The sequence below is a fragment of the Streptomyces solicavernae genome, from assembly GCF_029968095.1.
Taxonomy (GTDB): Bacteria; Actinomycetota; Actinomycetes; order Streptomycetales; family Streptomycetaceae; genus Streptomyces; species Streptomyces solicavernae.
On record NZ_JASCIR010000002.1, the window covers coordinates 19,270 to 35,453 of the forward strand.

At 74.8% G+C, this 16,184-nt stretch carries 14 protein-coding genes and 1 pseudogene; 8 read left to right on the top strand and 7 right to left on the bottom strand.

Annotated elements, in window-relative coordinates:
- Positions 1-48 precede the first annotated feature (48 nt).
- A complete protein-coding gene (locus QIS99_RS02575; protein WP_282509960.1) occupies positions 49-1,161 on the bottom strand; it encodes a sensor histidine kinase in 1,113 nt (370 codons plus the stop codon).
- A complete protein-coding gene (locus QIS99_RS02580) occupies positions 1,161-2,099 on the bottom strand; it encodes a response regulator transcription factor (RefSeq protein ID WP_282509961.1) in 939 nt (312 codons plus the stop codon). The genes QIS99_RS02575 and QIS99_RS02580 overlap by 1 nt, the downstream gene beginning before the upstream one ends.
- Positions 2,100-2,333: 234 nt before the next feature.
- On the opposite strand from QIS99_RS02580, the gene QIS99_RS02585 reads away from it, so the two are divergent.
- The 3 genes and pseudogenes from QIS99_RS02585 to QIS99_RS32260 form a co-directional block, all read left to right on the top strand.
- Positions 2,334-3,008, top strand: a complete 675-nt coding sequence (locus QIS99_RS02585; RefSeq protein ID WP_282510707.1) for a glycosyltransferase family 2 protein — start codon at positions 2,334-2,336, stop codon at positions 3,006-3,008.
- Positions 3,005-3,643, top strand: a complete 639-nt coding sequence (locus QIS99_RS02590) for a TIGR04282 family arsenosugar biosynthesis glycosyltransferase (RefSeq protein ID WP_282509962.1) — start codon at positions 3,005-3,007, stop codon at positions 3,641-3,643. Before QIS99_RS02585 ends, QIS99_RS02590 begins: the two co-directional genes overlap by 4 nt.
- Positions 3,644-3,918: 275 nt before the next feature.
- A pseudogene (locus tag QIS99_RS32260) lies at positions 3,919-4,146 on the top strand (methyltransferase domain-containing protein); the annotation flags it as partial.
- A 182-nt stretch (positions 4,147-4,328) separates the two neighbouring features.
- On the opposite strand, the gene QIS99_RS02600 reads toward QIS99_RS32260, so the two are convergent.
- Positions 4,329-4,859: a hypothetical protein gene (locus tag QIS99_RS02600; protein ID WP_282509963.1), complete on the bottom strand. Its 531-nt coding sequence runs from the start codon at positions 4,857-4,859 to the stop codon at positions 4,329-4,331.
- Positions 4,859-6,124: a molybdopterin-dependent oxidoreductase gene (locus QIS99_RS02605; RefSeq protein ID WP_282509965.1), complete on the bottom strand. Its 1,266-nt coding sequence runs from the start codon at positions 6,122-6,124 to the stop codon at positions 4,859-4,861. The genes QIS99_RS02600 and QIS99_RS02605 overlap by 1 nt, the downstream gene beginning before the upstream one ends.
- 281 nt (positions 6,125-6,405) lie before the next feature.
- Here QIS99_RS02605 and QIS99_RS02610 point away from each other — a divergent pair, with 281 nt between their 5' ends.
- Complete coding sequence (locus QIS99_RS02610) at positions 6,406-7,716, top strand: hypothetical protein (protein WP_282510709.1); 1,311 nt, start codon at positions 6,406-6,408, stop codon at positions 7,714-7,716.
- Between the two features lie 111 nt (positions 7,717-7,827).
- Here the strand turns inward: QIS99_RS02610 and QIS99_RS02615 are convergent, their stop codons facing one another.
- A complete protein-coding gene (locus QIS99_RS02615; protein WP_282509967.1) occupies positions 7,828-9,330 on the bottom strand; it encodes a SulP family inorganic anion transporter in 1,503 nt (500 codons plus the stop codon).
- Between the two features lie 202 nt (positions 9,331-9,532).
- Between QIS99_RS02615 and QIS99_RS02620 the strand changes: the two genes are divergently transcribed.
- The gene (locus tag QIS99_RS02620; protein WP_282509968.1) at positions 9,533-10,741 is read left to right on the top strand and encodes a D-alanyl-D-alanine carboxypeptidase family protein; all 1,209 of its coding nucleotides are present in this window, start codon (positions 9,533-9,535) and stop codon (positions 10,739-10,741) included.
- A 52-nt stretch (positions 10,742-10,793) separates the two neighbouring features.
- On the opposite strand, the gene QIS99_RS02625 is transcribed toward QIS99_RS02620, so the two are convergent.
- The gene (locus tag QIS99_RS02625; RefSeq protein ID WP_282509970.1) at positions 10,794-11,558 is read right to left on the bottom strand and encodes an IclR family transcriptional regulator; all 765 of its coding nucleotides are present in this window, start codon (positions 11,556-11,558) and stop codon (positions 10,794-10,796) included.
- Between the two features lie 78 nt (positions 11,559-11,636).
- Between QIS99_RS02625 and QIS99_RS02630 the strand changes: the two genes are divergently transcribed.
- The 3 genes from QIS99_RS02630 to dgoD are packed head-to-tail and all read left to right on the top strand — an operon-like array spanning position 11,637 to position 14,550.
- The gene (locus QIS99_RS02630; protein ID WP_282509972.1) at positions 11,637-12,701 is read left to right on the top strand and encodes a 2-dehydro-3-deoxygalactonokinase; all 1,065 of its coding nucleotides are present in this window, start codon (positions 11,637-11,639) and stop codon (positions 12,699-12,701) included.
- Complete coding sequence (locus QIS99_RS02635; protein WP_282509974.1) at positions 12,698-13,405, top strand: 2-dehydro-3-deoxy-6-phosphogalactonate aldolase; 708 nt, start codon at positions 12,698-12,700, stop codon at positions 13,403-13,405. Before QIS99_RS02630 ends, QIS99_RS02635 begins: the two co-directional genes overlap by 4 nt.
- Positions 13,402-14,550: a galactonate dehydratase gene (gene dgoD, locus QIS99_RS02640; protein WP_282509976.1), complete on the top strand. Its 1,149-nt coding sequence runs from the start codon at positions 13,402-13,404 to the stop codon at positions 14,548-14,550. Before QIS99_RS02635 ends, dgoD begins: the two co-directional genes overlap by 4 nt.
- A 16-nt stretch (positions 14,551-14,566) precedes the next feature.
- On the opposite strand, the gene QIS99_RS02645 is transcribed toward dgoD, so the two are convergent.
- Positions 14,567-16,180, bottom strand: a complete 1,614-nt coding sequence (locus QIS99_RS02645; RefSeq protein WP_282509978.1) for a hypothetical protein — start codon at positions 16,178-16,180, stop codon at positions 14,567-14,569.
- Between the last annotated feature and the right edge of the window lie 4 nt (positions 16,181-16,184).

The following is a 16,184-nucleotide window of genomic DNA, read 5'->3' on the forward strand; positions in this document are numbered from 1 at the left end:
CAAGGGCGGGGAGGAGACAAGGGCGGGGAGGGGAGAAGACGGCCGGGTTCAGGACTCCGCCAGCGGCAGCGTCACCTCGAAGCGGCAGCCGCCGGAGATGTTGCGGACCGCGGCCCGGCCCCGGTGGGCCTCGACGATGCCGCGCACAATGGCGAGCCCGAGGCCCGCGCCGGCCGGAGGCGTACGGGCGTCGGAGCCGCGCCAGCCCGTGTCGAAGACGCGCGGCAGGTCCTGTTCGGGGATGCCGCCGCAGCCGTCGGAGACGGAGAGCACCGCTCCGTCCGCGCGGCGTTCCACGGCCACCTCGACCGTGCCGTCGGCCGGGGTGCGGCGGATCGCGTTGACCAGGAGGTTGCCCAGGACGCGGCTCATCTCCTTGCCGTCGGCCTGCACGGGCACCGCCTCGACCCGCTCGCCGACCAGCCGTACGCCCAGTTCGCGGGCGAGCGGGGCGGCGCCCGCGAGCGCGTCGCCGACCAGGTCGTACAGGGAGAGCCGGGAGAGCGAGAGCGTCAGGGCGCCCGCGTGGATGCGGGACAGCTCGAAGAGGTCGCCGACCATGCCGTTGAGGCGCTCCACGTCGGTCCGTATCTGCCGGAAGAAGCGCTCCGGGTCGGCGGCGACCCCGTCCTCCAGGGCCTCCGCCATCGCGCGCAGACCGGCGAGCGGGGTGCGCAGGTCGTGCGAGATCCACGCGACCAGCTCGCGCCGGGACGCCTCAAGGGCCCGCTCCCGGTCCCGGGACTCGGCGAGCCTCGCGCTGGTGGCGGCCAACTCGCTGCTGAGCAGGGCGAGTTCACCGGGCACGGGGCCTTCGGGGGCGGTGTACGCGCCGCCGTCGCCGAACGAGCGGGCGGCGAGCTGCAGGTCGCGGCTGCGGGCGACCACCCAGCGGCCGAGCAGCAGCGCCGTCGCGAGCGACACGACGGCGGCCATCGCGACCACCGTCGTGACGACGCTCAGGTCGTGCGGGGACAGGAACATCGCCCACGCCACGGCGAGCGTCCCGGCGAGCATCGCGGTCACGGCGACGACGGCCACGACGGCGACGGACACGGTCAGCGAGCGGTGCCGCAGCAGCCGCAACACGCCCGCCCCGAGCAGCCCGGCGACACCCGCACCCAGGAGGGCGAACAGGGCGATCAGCAGCATCTCGCGCATCACTGCCCCCCTCGGTCGGACGGGAACTCCGCCGTCACGGCGCCGGATTCCGGCACGCCGCCAGCCATGTGCGGCCCGTCCGGAGCGGGTTCGCCGTCCGCCCCCTCCGGCTCGAACCGGTACCCCACGCCCCACACCGTGCGGATCAGCCGTGGCCGGGCCGGGTCCTGTTCGACCTTGCTGCGGAGGCGGCGGACGTGCACCGTCACCGTCGACAGGTCGCCGAAGTCCCAGCCCCACACCTCGTGCATCAGGTCCTCGCGGCTGTGGGCGCGGCCCGGGTGCCGCAGGAAGTGGGTGAGCAGGTCGAACTCGCGCAGGGTGAGGGCGAGTTCGGCGCCGTTCCTGGTGGCGCGGCGCGCGGCCGGGTCCACCGTGAGGCCGCCCGCGCTCAGCGGTCGCGTGCCCTCGGCGGGGCGGGCCCGGCGCAGCACCGACGCGACCCGCAGGACCAGTTCGCGCGGGCTGAACGGCTTGGTGACGTAGTCGTCGGCGCCCACTTCGAGGCCCAGGATCCGGTCCTCCGCGTCGCCGCGCGCGGTGAGCATGATCACTGGTACGGGCCCGTGCGCGCGCAGCCGGCGGCACACCTCCAGGCCGTCCATGCCGGGCAGCATCAGGTCGAGCACCACCAGGTCGGGGCGGCGCGCGGCGGCCCGGTCGAGGGCGGCGGGCCCGTCGGCGGCGCGGTCCACGGCGTACCCGGCGCGGTCCAGGTATCCGGCGACGACCTCGGCGACCGTCGGGTCGTCGTCCACCACCAGGACCAGGGGGCGGTCCGAGGCGGTGAGGTCCGCGGGGGTCGCGGGGTCCGTGAGGTCCGCGGGGGTCGCGGGGTCCGTGAGGTCCGCGGGGGTCGCGGGGTCCGTGAGGTCCGCGGGGGTCGCGGGGCCCGCGGGGGTCGCTCCCGGCGTCGCTTCGTACGGCTGCTGCTCCATGCCCACAGCCTCGCACCGCGCGCGGACGGGCGTCGCGCACGGGGGCGGGGTGCGGGTGGACGTCCGCGTTCCGTAAGGACGTGGTGTCCGTAATGTCGGAGTCTGCTTCGTAGGGTGACATCCGTGACGACCCCGAGCCCCACCCCGAGCCCCACGCCCAGCCCGCCCCCGAGCCCCACGCCCGGCCCGGCCCCGCACCCCGGCGCCGCGCCCGCGCCCCCCGATGTCGACGTCATCCTGCCGTGCCTGGACGAGGCCGAGGCCCTGCCCTGGGTGCTGGCCCGGATCCCGGACGGCTGGCGCGCCCTCGTCGTGGACAACGGCTCCACCGACGGCTCGGCGGAAATCGCCCGCGCGCACGGCGCGACCGTGGTCCGCGAGGAGCGCCGCGGCTTCGGCGCCGCCTGCCACGCGGGCCTGACCGCCGCCACCGCCGACATCGTGTGCTTCTGCGACTGCGACGCCTCCCTCGACCCGTCGCTGCTCGTCCCCTTCGTACGCGAAGTGCGCGCCGGGCAGGCGGACTTGGTGCTCGGCCGCAGACGCCCGCAGGCCCGTGCCGCCTGGCCGTCGCACGCCCGCCTCGGCAACCTCGCCCTCGCCCGCATGCTGCGCCGCCGCACCGGCCTGCGCCTGCACGACCTCGGCCCGCTGCGCGCCGCCCGCCGCACGCCGCTGCTCGGCCTCGGCCTCACCGACCGGCGCAGCGGCTACCCGCTGCAGATGGTCGTCCGCGCCGCCGACGCTGGCTGGCGCGTCACCGAGCACGCCGTCCCGTACCTGCCGCGCACCGGCCGCTCCAAGGTCACCGGCACCTGGCGGGGGACCTGGCAGGCGGTACGGGACATGCGCGGCGTCCTGGCCGAACCACCGCCCGCCCGCACCCGCCCGATCGGAGGCCGACGGTGAGCGCTTCCCTCACCCTGCTCGTCATCGCCAAGGAGCCGCTGCCGGGGCGGGTCAAGACGCGGCTCACCCCGCCGTTCACGCCCGCGCAGGCCGCCCGCCTGGCCGAGGCGGCGCTCGTCGACACCCTGCGCGCCGTCGCCGCGGCCCCCGCCCGGCGCCGCCTCCTCGTCCTCGAAGGCCGCCCCGGACCCTGGCTGCCGCCCGGCTTCGACGTCGTGCCGCAGTCCGCGGGCGGGCTCGACGCGCGCCTCGCCGACGCCTTCGCCGCCTGCGCCGGGCCCGCCCTGCTCATCGGCATGGACACCCCGCAGGTCACCCCCGAGCTCCTGGACGTCCCGCTCGCCGACGGCGAGGCGTGCTTCGGGCCCGCCGAGGACGGCGGCTTCTGGGCGCTCGGCCTGGCCGCCCCCGACCCCGCACTCGTCCGGGGCGTGCCCATGTCGTCCCCGGACACCGGCGCCGTGCAGCGCGCCCGCCTCGTCGACGCGGGCCTGCGGGTACGGGACCTGCCACGCCTGCGCGACGTCGACACGGCCGCGGACGCGACCGCGGTCGCCGCCCGCGCCCCGCACGGCCGCTTCGCCGCCGAACTGTCCCGGCTCCGGGCCGCGGGCGCACAGGTGCACGGCCGGTGAGCGCGGTGTCCGGCCGGCGCTCCGGCCCTGCGACGGGGCGGAGTTGGGGCGCCGACCCCAGCGCGTTCCGTGCCGCGGACCTGGACCCCAGCGCGTTCCGTGCCGCGGACCCGGACGCCGACCCTTACGCGGACGCGCTGCGGGTCGGCCGGGGGCCGCTGTTCCTGCGGCGGGCCGACGGCCGGCTGCTGCCCCTCGACGTGGAGCGGTGGTGCGGCGCCGCCGACGCCGCGGATCTGGCGCTGCTCGAACGGTGCGAGGGCGCCGTGCTCGACGTGGGCTGCGGGCCCGGCCGGCTCGTCGCGGAACTCGCGGCCCGGGGCCGGACCGCGCTCGGCGTCGACGTCAGCGAGGCCGCCGTCGCCCGTACCGTCGCGCTCGGCGGGCAGGCCCTGGTCCGCTGCGTGTTCGCGACGCTGCCCGGCGAGGGCCGCTGGGGGACGGCCCTGCTGGCCGACGGCAACCTCGGCATCGGCGGCGACGTGCCCGCCCTGCTCGACCGGATGGCCCGACTCCTCGCCCCGCAGGGCCTGTTGATGGTCGAGACCGAGCCGGCGGACGTGGACGAGAGCGTGGAGGTGCGCCTGGTCGGCACCGGCGCCGTCAGCGCCCCGTTCCGCTGGGCGCGGCTCGGCACGCCCGCCCTCCTGCGCCGCGCCCGCGCCCTCGGCTGGCGGGCCGAGGCTCACTGGGAGGCCGGCGGCCGCGCCTTCGTCGCGCTGCGCGCCCGCGAACGCCGCCGGGACCCGGACCGCGACCGCCGTTCGGACCGCGACCGCGCCGCGAGCAACAGCGCCGAACCCGCGAACAGAGCGGCCGTGACCAGCAGCCAGCGCGCCAGGAAGTCGTCGCCGGACAGCCCCGTCGCCCCCGCGTAACGCTCCTCGACCCGCCCGCTGATCAGCGGGAACCACACGAGCAGCAGCAGCCCGGACAACAGTGCGGGCCCCCGGACGTACGGCAGCCACGTCCGCCTGCCGCAGGCGCCGAGGAGCCGGACGGCCGCGCGGTCGAGGGCCGCGTAGCAGGGCAGCAGCACCAGGTCGTGCAGCAGCGCCGAGCCGGCGAACCACAGCGCCACCGGCACCGCCTCGCCCGCGAGCAGCCGTACCCCCGCGTATCCGGCGAGCGCGAACGAGCAGGCGAGCAGCAGGAGTTGGTAGGGGCTGCCGGTCAGCTCGCGGAGCGAGCGGCGCCCACGGATTCGCGTACGCATCACAGCTCTCCGAACTCCAGCCGGGCCACCCACTTGGTGTTGAGCACGCCGGGCGCCGCGGGCACGATGACCCGGGCCGGGCGGCCGTGGTCGGCGCTCAGCGGCTCGCCGTTGACGTCAAGGGCGAGCAGCGAGCGGGCGTCGCCGACCTGGTTGGCGCGCAGGGCCGCACGCCGGAACGGGCCGCTCCGCTGCAGTGAGTCCACCAGGACGTCCGGCGGGTCGTCGGACGCGTCGTACCCGACCAGCGCCGCCAGGTCCCGCAGCCGGACGCCCCGCCACCACTGGTCGGAGGTCGACCAGCCCTCCACGCAGGCGATCGGCAACGCCGCGCTGTGCAGCGGCAGCCGGCGCAGCTCGGCGAGGCTCAGCCGTACGGTGCCGGAGCGTCCGGTGACGACCAGGCGCCAGGCCTCGGGGCGCGTCTCGCGCGGGTCGATCCCCACGTACGCCGCCGTCTTGTTGATCTGGAAGCCGTTCGGGCCCTCACCCGGCTCGGGGCCGCCGTGCGGGGAGAGGACGGCGGTCGCGCGCAGCGGCCCGTCGAAGCTGCGCCCCGCCGACGTGCCGAACAGCACCGCCGAGCCCCCGCCGACCAGCCAGAGCGCACCCCGGCGCGACACGGTGGGCGGATCGGGGCGCGGAGCCGCCAGCACGTCGTCCTCCCGCTGCTCCTCCCGGCCCGCGCGCATCGCCCGTACGTTCCGCACCGCCGTGGGCGCCTTCAGTGCGACATGGGCGAGGAACGCGGCGAAGAAGACCCAGGCACCGTACAGGTGCAGCGGGTAGAAGGAGCCCGGGAAGGCGTAGTCCAGCTGGACGTTGAGGATGCCCGTGACGAACTCGAAGAGCGCGCCGCCCACCAGGAGCAGCAGCGAGACCCGCTCCAGGGCGTGCGCGAGGGAGCGCACCGGCGGCAGCGCGAAGAGGCGCGGCACCACCGACCACAGCTTGGCGAGCAGCACCGGCACCAGGGCGAGCCCGAGCGTGACGTGCACGCCCTGGGTGAGCCGGTACAGCCAGTGCGGGTCGGTCGGCCACGCGAACAGGAAGAACCCCAACAGGCCCTTGCCCGGCGTCTGGTCGTTGACCCGGTGCAGATCGGGGTTGTACGCGGCGTACGACAGCAGCCCCGTCACGAACAGCACGGTCATCCCGGCGAGCAGCACCAGACCGAGCACCGAGGTGAACCGCGCCCCGCGCACCGGACTGCGCCAGAAGGCGGGGGAGGAGGGGAAGGAGAAGGGGGAGGGGAAGCGGGCCATGTCCCGACGGTAGGCCGGAAGCGTGCGCCGACCGGTGCGGCGACGATGACGAAACGCTGACGTCGCGGCCGGTGACCGCCGCGCGGGCCGCCGCCCGGCCTAGCGTTCCCCCCGTGCACCGCGAACCCCGCCCCGAAGACCCCGCCCGCCCCGAAGCCCCCGCCCGCCCCGAAGACCCCGGCCGTTCCGAAGACCCCGGCCGTTCCGATGTTGTTCCCGGCCGTTCCGATGTTGTTCCCGGCCCTTCCGAAGAGCCTGCCCGCTCCGGCGCCCGCCGTGACCTGTACGCCGCGGCCGCCGCCGTCCTCCTCGTCGTGGCCGCCGTCGTGGTCGGCCACGACATCCAGCAGCGCGACGGCACCCTGCGGGTCAGCTGGCCGCCGCTGTACGCCAACTGGCTGCCCCACGTGGGCCCCGGCACCCCGGCCGCGCTCGCGGTCGCGGTACTGCTCGTCGCGTACGGGCCGCCGCTGGCCGCGCGGCTCCCGTGGCGCGGCCTGCTCGGCGCCGCGTACGCCGCCGCGTCCGCGTGGACCTGGTCGCTCGCGCTGATCGACGGCTGGCACTGGGGCATCGCCCGCAGGCTCACCACGAAGTACGAGTATCTGCAGGCCACCGACCGTTTCCAGAACATCCCGGAGACCCTGAGGGAGTTCACCCGGCACATCCTGATCGACTCGCCCGACCACTGGCCCGCACACGTGGCCGGGCACCCTCCCGGCGCGACCCTCACCTTCGTGCTGCTCGACCGGATCGGGCTCGGCGGGGGCGCCTGGGCCGGGGTGTGGTGCCTGACCGTAGGTGCGACCGCGGGGGTGGCGGTGCTCGTCACGGTGCGCGCGCTCGCCGGGGAGCGACTCGCCCGCCGCGCCGCCCCGTTCCTCGCCCTGGCCCCGGCGGCGGTCTGGGCGGGCACGTCCGCCGACGGCTACTTCGCCGCCGTCGCCGCCTGGTCGGTGGCGCTCCTCGCCCTGTCCCTCACGGCGGGCCGCAGGTGGGCGCGCCGCGGCTCGGCCGGTGGCGCAGGGCTCCTGTTCGGCCTGACCTGCTACCTGTCGTACGGCCTGACGCTGATCGCCGTGATCGGCGCGACCGTGCTGCTGCTGGGGGGCGTCTCCCCAGGGCCCGCCGGGGTCCGGCTGCGGGTGCTGCCGTACGTGCTGCTCGGGGCGGCCGTCGTGCCCCTGGTGTTCACCGCGTACGGCTTCAACTGGTGGGAGGCGTACCACCTGTTGGTGGAGCGCTACTACCAGGGGGCGGCGGGGGTGCGGCCGTACGCGTACTGGGTGTGGGGCAACCTCGCGTGCACGGTGCTCATGGTGGGGCTCGCGACGGTGGCGGGGTTGCGGAGGGCGGGGGTGGCGCTGCTGCGGGAGCGGTCCGCGTTCGCGGTGCTGCTCGCGGGGTCGCTGCTTGCCCTCCTGATCGCAGACCTGTCCGGCATGAGCAAGGCCGAGACGGAACGCATCTGGCTGCCGTTCGCCGTATGGCTCCTCGCAGCGGGAGCACTCCTGCCCCGCCCCCGGCCTTGGCTTGCGGCCCAGGGGGTACTGGCGCTGACGGTCAACCATCTGCTGCTGACGGGGTGGTGAGCGCGCGTACGCCAACGCCGACGCCAAGCCCGACGCCAACGCCAACGCCAAGCCCGACGCCAACGCCTCCGCAAGCCGCGCCCGCCCCAGCCCGGTGGCTGCTGTCCCGCCTCAGTGGCCGCCGAGCTGTCCCGCGAGGCGGTCGCGCATGTCGGCGCTCGGTGTGTTCAGGCCGACGAGGGTGACCTTCTTGCCGCGTTCCGCGTACTTGTGCTCCACGGCGTCGAGGGCGGCCACGGACGAGGCGTCCCAGATGTGCGCGTCGGTGAGGTCGATGACCACGTCGTCCGGGTCGCCCCGGTAGTCGAACCGGTGGACCAGGTCGTTGGACGAGGCGAAGAACAGCGCGCCGGTGACCGCGTACACGACCTGCTTGCCGTCGGGGTCGACGACGCCCGTGACCTCGGCGAGGTGTGCGACGCGCTTCGCGAAGACGACCATCGCGGCGAGGGAGCCGACGACCACACCGACGGCGAGGTTGTGGGTGGCGACCACACAGACCACCGTGACGACCATGACGGCGGTCTCGCCGGCCGGCATCCGCTTGAGGGTCTTCGGCTTGACCGAGTGCCAGTCGAAGGTGGAGACGGAGACCAGGATCATCACCGCCACCAGGGCGGCCATCGGAATGTCGGAGACGACCGGCCCGAAGACGATGCACAGCACCATCAGGAACGACCCGGCCAGGAACGTGGAGAGGCGGGTCCGGGCCCCGGACGCCTTGACGTTGATCATGGTCTGGCCGATCATGGCGCAGCCGCCCATGCCGCCGAAGAACCCGGTGACGATGTTGGCGATGCCCTGGCCGACGGACTCCCGGGTCTTGTTCGAGCGCGTGTCCGTGATCTCGTCCACCAGCTTGGCCGTCATCAGCGACTCCATCAGGCCGACGAGCGCGAAGGCGAACGCGTACGGGGCGATGGTGGTCAGCGTGTCCAGGGTGAACGGCACGTCCGGGATGCCGGGCACGGGCAGCGAGGAGGGCAGCTCGCCCTTGTCGCCGACGGTCGGCACGGCGATCCCGGCGCCCACGGTGATGACGGTGAGGATCACGATCGACACCAGCGGCGCCGGCACGGCCCTCGTGATCCTCGGGAACAGCACCATCAGGACAAGCCCGCCGATGATCAGCGGATACACGGGCCAGGGCACGTCCCGCATCTCCGGCACCTGGGCCATGAAGATCAGGATCGCGAGCGCATTGACGAAGCCCACCATCACGCTGCGCGGCACGAACCGCATCAGCCGGGCCACCCCGAGGGCGCCGAGGGCGACCTGGAAGACGCCGCCGAGGATCACCGCGGCCACCAGGTACCCGAAGCCGTACTCGTGGTTCAGCGGTGCGATGACCAGCGCGATGGCACCGGTCGCCGCCGAGATCATGGCCTTGCGCCCGCCGACGACGGAGATGACGACGGCCATCGTGAACGAGGCGAACAGGCCGACGCTCGGGTCGACCCCGGCGATGACCGAGAACGAGATCGCCTCGGGTATCAGCGCGAGCGCGACGACGAGTCCACCGAGCACCTCGGTACGGAACACCTTCGGCGAGGCGAGCCAGTCCGGCCGGGACAGGCGCCGGGACGGGCGCGGGGACAGGGACTGCGTGGGCATCAACCGTTTCCGTTCAGTCGAACAACCTCGCAATTCTAAGGGCGCCACGGAAGGCGGCGTCTCACTCCGGCGCACCGCCCCGTACCGCACCCTCCCCGCCCCCGCGAGGCAATGCCCCGGTCGGCACGGCATCCGAGTGCCGGAGTCCGGCCCGCGGCCCGGGGTTCCGGGGAGCAACCCGGGTGATTCCTACGTTTATCGGATGACCTTCCCCGCCCTCGCGCGTGTCGTCCTCGCAGGCGCCCTGGCCTCGGTGCTCGGCGCCCCACTCCTCACCCCGGCCCCCGCCCCCGCCGCCCAGGCCCCCGCGGCTGCCGCCGGCCCACGTCAGGAACCCACCCCGCCCCGCCCGGCGCCGGCCGCCCCGCCCGGGTGGCTGTACCGCAGCGGCACCCAGGTCAGGGCACAGCCGGCCGCGCCCGCCCTGCCCGGCGACATCTCGGCGCTGTCCTGGCTCGTGGCCGACGCGGACAGCGGCGACGTCCTCGCCGCGAAGAACGCCCACGAGCCGCTGCCGCCCGCCAGCACCCTCAAGACCCTGTTCGCCCTCACCGTCCTGCCCCAGGTCCCCGGCACCGTCCGCCACACCGTCACCGACGCCGAACTGGAGGGCATCGGCGAGGGCAGCAGCCTCGTCGGCGTCGACGCCGGCCGCACCTACCGGGCCGCCGACCTGTGGCGCGGCGTCTTCCTCAGCTCGGGCAACGACGCGGTGCACGTCCTCGCCGAGATGAACGGCGGCTGGGCGGCCACCGCCCGCGCCATGCAGGCCAAGGCCCGCTCCCTGGGCGCCCACGACACCCACGTGGTCTCCCCCGACGGCTACGACGCCCCCGGCCAGGTCTCCTCCGCGTACGACCTCGCCGTGTTCGGCCGGGCCGGCCTGCAGCACCCGGAGTTCCGCCGCTACTGCTCGACCGCGCTGGCCACCTTCCCCGAGGGGGAGTGGTCGTACGACATCCAGAACACCAACCGCCTGCTCACCGGCGCCGACGGGGTCGCCCCGTACCGCGGTCTCCTCGGCGTCAAGAACGGCTACACGAGCGGCGCGGGGCACACCCTGATCGCCGCCGCGAAGCACGGCGACCGCACCCTCGTGGTGACCGTCATGAACCCGCAGGACGGCGGCGCCTTCGAGGTGTACGAGGAGGCCCGCTCCCTGCTCGACTGGGGCTTCGCCGCCGACGGCCACGTACACCCCGTCGGCTCCCTCAAGCCCCCGGCCCCGAAGGCCCAGGCGGGCCCCGGGCCCGCAGCGGCCCCGACGGCCGCCGCCGATGACGACGGCGAGACCTGGCCCACGGCAGGCGGAGCGGCCACGGGCCTGGCGGTGGTCGTCCTCGCCGGGTGGGCGGCCTACGCCGTACGACGGAGGCGGGTGCGGCGGGAGGTGGTGCGGGGGGAGGGGTAGGGGCAGGGGCATCGGGCGGGGCCGCTCGGCGAGCGCCTGCGGGCCTCGGGCGTCACGGCTCCCGGTGCCCGAGGCCCGCCGAGATGCGCTGGGTGGCGCGGGTGAGCACCCCGGCCAGGCCGCGCATCCGGGCGGCGGGCATGTAGGGGCGGGTGGCGGAGACGCTGACGGCGCCTGCGATCGCCCCGGTGGCGTCGTGGAGCGGGGCGGCCACGCAGCGGATGCCCGGCTCGTTGTCCTCCAGGTCCATGGCGACGCCCGCCTCCGCGTACGCGCGCATCCGCGTCAGGAACGCGTCGACGTCCTCCCGGCGGGCCCGACCGGGTTTCACGGGGGCCTCGGCCTCGTACAGGGACGGCCACTCCGGCGCGGAGTCGAGGAGCAGCGCCATGCCGACGCCGGTGCGGGTCAGCGGCATGCGGTGGCCGATGCGGGAGCGCATCTCGGCGCCGCGCGTGCCGGGCAGCTTGTCCAGGTAGAGCACCGAGTCGCCGTCGCGCACGGCGAGGTGCACGGTGTCGCGCAGCTGCGCGGACAGCTCTTCGAGGACCGACCTGGCGACCACGGGCAGCGGGTTGCCGTGCAGGGCCTGGAAGCCGAGCTCGATGAGGGTGGGGCCGAGCGTGTAGCCGTCCCGGCCGGTGCGCAGGTAGCCCTCGGCGACCAGGAGTTGCACCAGACGGTGCGCGGTGCTGCGCCCCAGGCCGGTGCGTTCCACGAGGGTGCGCAGGTCGAGTGCGCCGTCGGCGACGGCACGGACGACGGCGAGGCCGCGGGCGAGGGTCTGGGTGCCGGGCGGCGCCGTGGGGTTGCTCATGCGACCATCGTACGGGCACTGTCCTACATATCGGGACGGTGTTCGTATTATGGGGAACACGGCCGCAGAGTGACGGCCATGACGGACACCGAACCGGCCCTGGTCGCGCTCGACTGGGGGACCTCCGGCCGGCGGGCCTGGCTGCTCGACGCGGGCGGCCGCATCCTCGACACCCGCAGGTCGGGGCGCGGACTGCTCGCCACCACCGACGGCATCGACGCCCACGACCGGGACGCGCGCGCGGCCGCGCACGAGGCGGCGCTGCACGAGGCGTGCGGCGACTGGCTCACCGCGTACCCGCAGCTGCCCGCCGTCGCGTGCGGCATGGTCGGCAGCGACCGGGGCTGGGCCGACAGCGGCTACCGGACGGTCCCGGCGACGGTGGACTTCACGGCGCTCGTGCCCGTACGGCATCGCGGGGGCGTACTGCACCTCGTACCGGGCCTGCGGATCCCCTCGGGCGAGGCGCCCGGCGACGTGATGCGCGGCGAGGAGACCCAACTCGTCGGCCTCCTGGATGCGTTGGGCGACCGCGGGGAGCCGTGCACGGTGGTGCTGCCCGGGACGCACACCAAGTGGGCCCGCGTCGAGGGCGGCCGGGTCACGGGCTTCAGCACCGCGATGTCGGGCGAGCTGTACGGCCTGCTCACCGCCCACGGCATCCTCGCCCGTACCGCCGAGACTGCCCGTACCGCCGCGTCCGCCCGTACCGCCGAGACCGCCCGTACCGCCGGGTCCGCCCGTACCGCCGAGACCGCAGCAGGTTCCGTGCGACGGGACGATGCCGCGTTCGAGCGGGGCCTTGCCGCCGGGCGGTCCCGGGGCCTGGCCGCGGAGCTGTTCGCGGCGCGCCCGCTGGTGCTCGACGGGGTCCTGGCCCCGGCCGCCCTGCCCGACTACCTCTCGGGCGTGCTCATCGCCGACGAGGTGGCGCACCTGCTGCCCGGCGCGGCGACCGAGGTGGTGCTCTGCGGCACGGCCGACCTGTGCCGGCGCTACGCCACGGCGCTCGCCCGGCACGGCGTACGGGCCACCGTGCTGAGCGAGGACATCACCGCGCGGGGACTGTGGCGCATCGCGGACCAGGCCGGGCTGCTCGGCCGTCACGACGAAGAAGTTCCGGATGGGAGACCGACACGATGACAGGTCCGAAGAGGACAGGTCCGACCACCACAGGGCTGATCGCGATCCTGCGCGGCGTCAGGCCCGACGAGGTGGTCGGCGTCGGCCGCGCCCTCGCCGCGGCCGGCGTCACCACCATCGAGGTGCCGCTCAACTCGCCCGACCCGTACACGAGTGTGCGGCTGCTCGCCGACGCGCTGGGCGACCGGTGCGCGATCGGCGCGGGCACCGTGCTCACCGTGGCGGACGTCGGGCGGGTACGGGAGGCCGGGGCACGGCTCGTCGTCGCGCCCCACTGCGACCCGGCCGTGATCGGCGCCGCCGTCGAGGCGGGCCTGACGCCGTACCCGGGCGTGGCCACACCCACCGAGGCGTTCGCCGCGATCGCCGCGGGCGCCCGCCACCTCAAGCTCTTCCCGTCCGACGCGGTCGGCATCAGCGGGATGAAGGCGTGGCGGGCCGTGCTCCCGCCGGACGTCGGCCTGGTGCCGGTCGGCGGGGTCGACGGGACCAACCTGGCCGCGTGGGCGGCGGCCGGCGCGGCGGGGGCGGGGCTCGGCTCCGGCCTCTACCGGCCGGGCGACACCGCAGCGGAGGTCGGCGCCCGGGCCCGTGAGCTCAGCCGGATCTGGCACGAAGCCGTGGGCCGACCGACGGAGGACCCGGCGGAGGACCCCGCGGAGGACCCGGCGGAGGACACCGCTCCAGGAGTGCGGAACCCATGAGAATCACATCGCTGACGACCTACCAGGTGCCGCCCCGCTGGTCGTTCCTGAAGATCGAGACCGACGCCGGCGTCACCGGCTGGGGCGAACCCGTCCTGGAGGGCCGGGCCGCATCGGTGGCCGCCACCGTCGAGGAGCTCTCCGACTACCTGATCGGCCAGGACCCCGCGCGCATCGAGGACCTGTGGACCGTCCTCTACCGCGGCGGGTTCTACCGCGGCGGCGGCATCCACATGAGCGCCCTCGCCGGCATCGACCAGGCCCTGTGGGACATCAAGGGCAAGGCCCTCGGCGTACCCGTGCACGAACTGCTCGGCGGCCGGGTACGCGACCGGATCAAGGTGTACTCCTGGATCGGCGGCGACCGCCCCGCCGAGACCGCCCGCGCCGCGCGTGACGTGGTGGACCGCGGGTTCACCGCCGTGAAGATGAACGGCACCGAGGAGCTGTCCTACCTCGACACCTGGGACAAGGTGGACCGGTGCATCGCCAACGTGGACGCGGTGCGCCGGGCGGTGGGCCCGGACATCGGCATCGGCGTCGACTTCCACGGCCGCGTGCACAGGCCGATGGCCAAGGTGCTGCTGCGCGAACTGGAGCCGTACCGGCTGATGTTCGTCGAGGAACCGGTCCTCTCCGAGCACGTCGACGGCTTCGCCGACGTACTGCGCACCTCACCCATCCCGATCGCGCTCGGCGAACGCCTCTACTCCCGCTGGGACTTCAGGTCCGTCCTCGCCTCCGGGGCCGTGGACATCATCCAGCCCGACCCCTCGCACTGCGGCGGCATCACCGAGGCCCGCAAGATCGCGCACCTGGCCGAGGCGTACGACGTGGGCCTGGCCCTGCACTGCCCGCTCGGCCCGATCGCGCTCGCGGCCTGCCTGCAGATCGACGCCGGCTGCTACAACGCGACGATCCAGGAACAGAGCCTGGGCATCCACTACAACACCGGCAACGACCTGCTCGACTACCTGACGGACCCCTCGGTGTTCACCTACCGGGACGGCCGGGTGGCCATCCCCGACGGCCCGGGCCTCGGCATCGAGGTCGACGAGGAGTACGTCGCCGAGCGCGCCGCCGAAGGACACCGCTGGCGCAACCCCGTGTGGCGGCACTCCGACGGCTCCGTCGCGGAGTGGTGAGCGGAACCGCCGGGGCTCAGCCGTCGCCGTGTCCGGGGAGCGGGGACGCCTTGGGCGACAGGTAGGCGCGGTAGCCGGGCATGTGGTGCGGAGCGGGGAGGGGATGGACGCGCCAGTCGCGGGCGTAGGCCGCGGGTCGCTGGTCGCCGAAGAGGAGCAGGGCGACCGGCTGGTGACGGGCCGCCGCGGCGAGACCGGCGGGCGTGATGCTCTTGTCGTGGCCGCCGGGCTGGCGAGAGGAACAGCCGACGCGGAACGCGACACGGATGGACTCATAACCCGTGATCACGCACGGCGGGCGCATGCCCTGGGCGCGCAGTTCCGCGGCGATACGCGTGTGCAGGGCGTTGTCCTTGCGGACGCGATTGGTCAGCCCGTCCAGGACCTTGTACTGGATCGCCAGGTGCCCGACGAGAGCGAGGACCAGACCGGCGGCAGCGGCCCGGCGCCACACCGACCGCGCCCGTGCGGCTCCCACGACCCGGATCAGGGCCTGCGCCACCGGCAGACTCACCAGCAGGTACGCGGGCAGGAGGAAGCGGGGCGCCGCGTAACCGACGGCGAACAAGTACGGCACGGCCAACGCCGTTCCGGTCCCCGCGGCAAGCAGGATCGCGCCCCGGTACCGGGTGCGGGCCGCGGCCCAGACGCCGGCCCCGACGAACAGGGGCAGCAGCAGGAACCACACGCCGGTGACGGGGTGTTCCCAGGGCACGTCGCAGGGGCGGCACAGCGCGCGGCCGGACAGCGCGCGGACATGGTCGTCGACGGCGAAGTACGCGCCCAGATGGCCCTGGATCTCGCTGGCCCGCTCAAGCCGGGCGAAGAAGCCGCCGTATCTCACGTACGCCTCGATGATCCACTCCGCCCAGCCGGCGATCAGACCGACCGCCGGCGCGAGGAGGAGCGGCAGCAGGGGACGTGCTCGCGTCAGCAGGGCCGTCAGGACCAGCGGGAGGGTCAGCCACACGGCGTCGACCGGACGTACCAGTGCGGCGAAGGCCACCGCGACGGCCACGGCCACGCTGAGCAGCATCCGGCGGTCCGGCTCGCGGGTGGCGCGCAGGAAGCAGCCGGCGGCGACCATCGCCGCGTACGCGACCCAGAGGTTGGGCATGACCTGCGAGGCGTAGAACGCCGTGATCCAGAGCGTGGCGAACAAGGTGCCGGCGACGGCCAGTACGGCGGTCGGCAGCAGCCGCCGCCACACCCACAGGGCGAGGAACAGTCCGAGGCCGGAGAGGACCGCGAGGTAGACGCGCAGCGCCAGGACGGACGTGGTCAGCTCGGTGACGGGCGCCACGAGGAACGTGATCCCTCGGGCGCGGGGTGCGCTGAAGAACGCCGCCGGGGCCTGCGGGCTGACCTGGCTGATGTACACCGTCTCGTCCCAGCCGAGACCCGTGCCCGGTACGACGAGGACGAGCTGGCCGAGGGTGAAGGCGGCGGCGAGGGCCGCCAGCCACGGCAGCGGCCGCGCGCCCCGGGCGACGGCCCGCTCGTCTTCCGGCGCCTGTCGGCGTGCGTCGGGACGTCCGCGGGCTCCGCGGCTCTCTCCCGGCGGTGGTTGTCGCTGTGCGTCGTGCGGCCCGCCGAGGGGAGAGCCGGTGAACAGATCTGGTTCTTGCACGGCC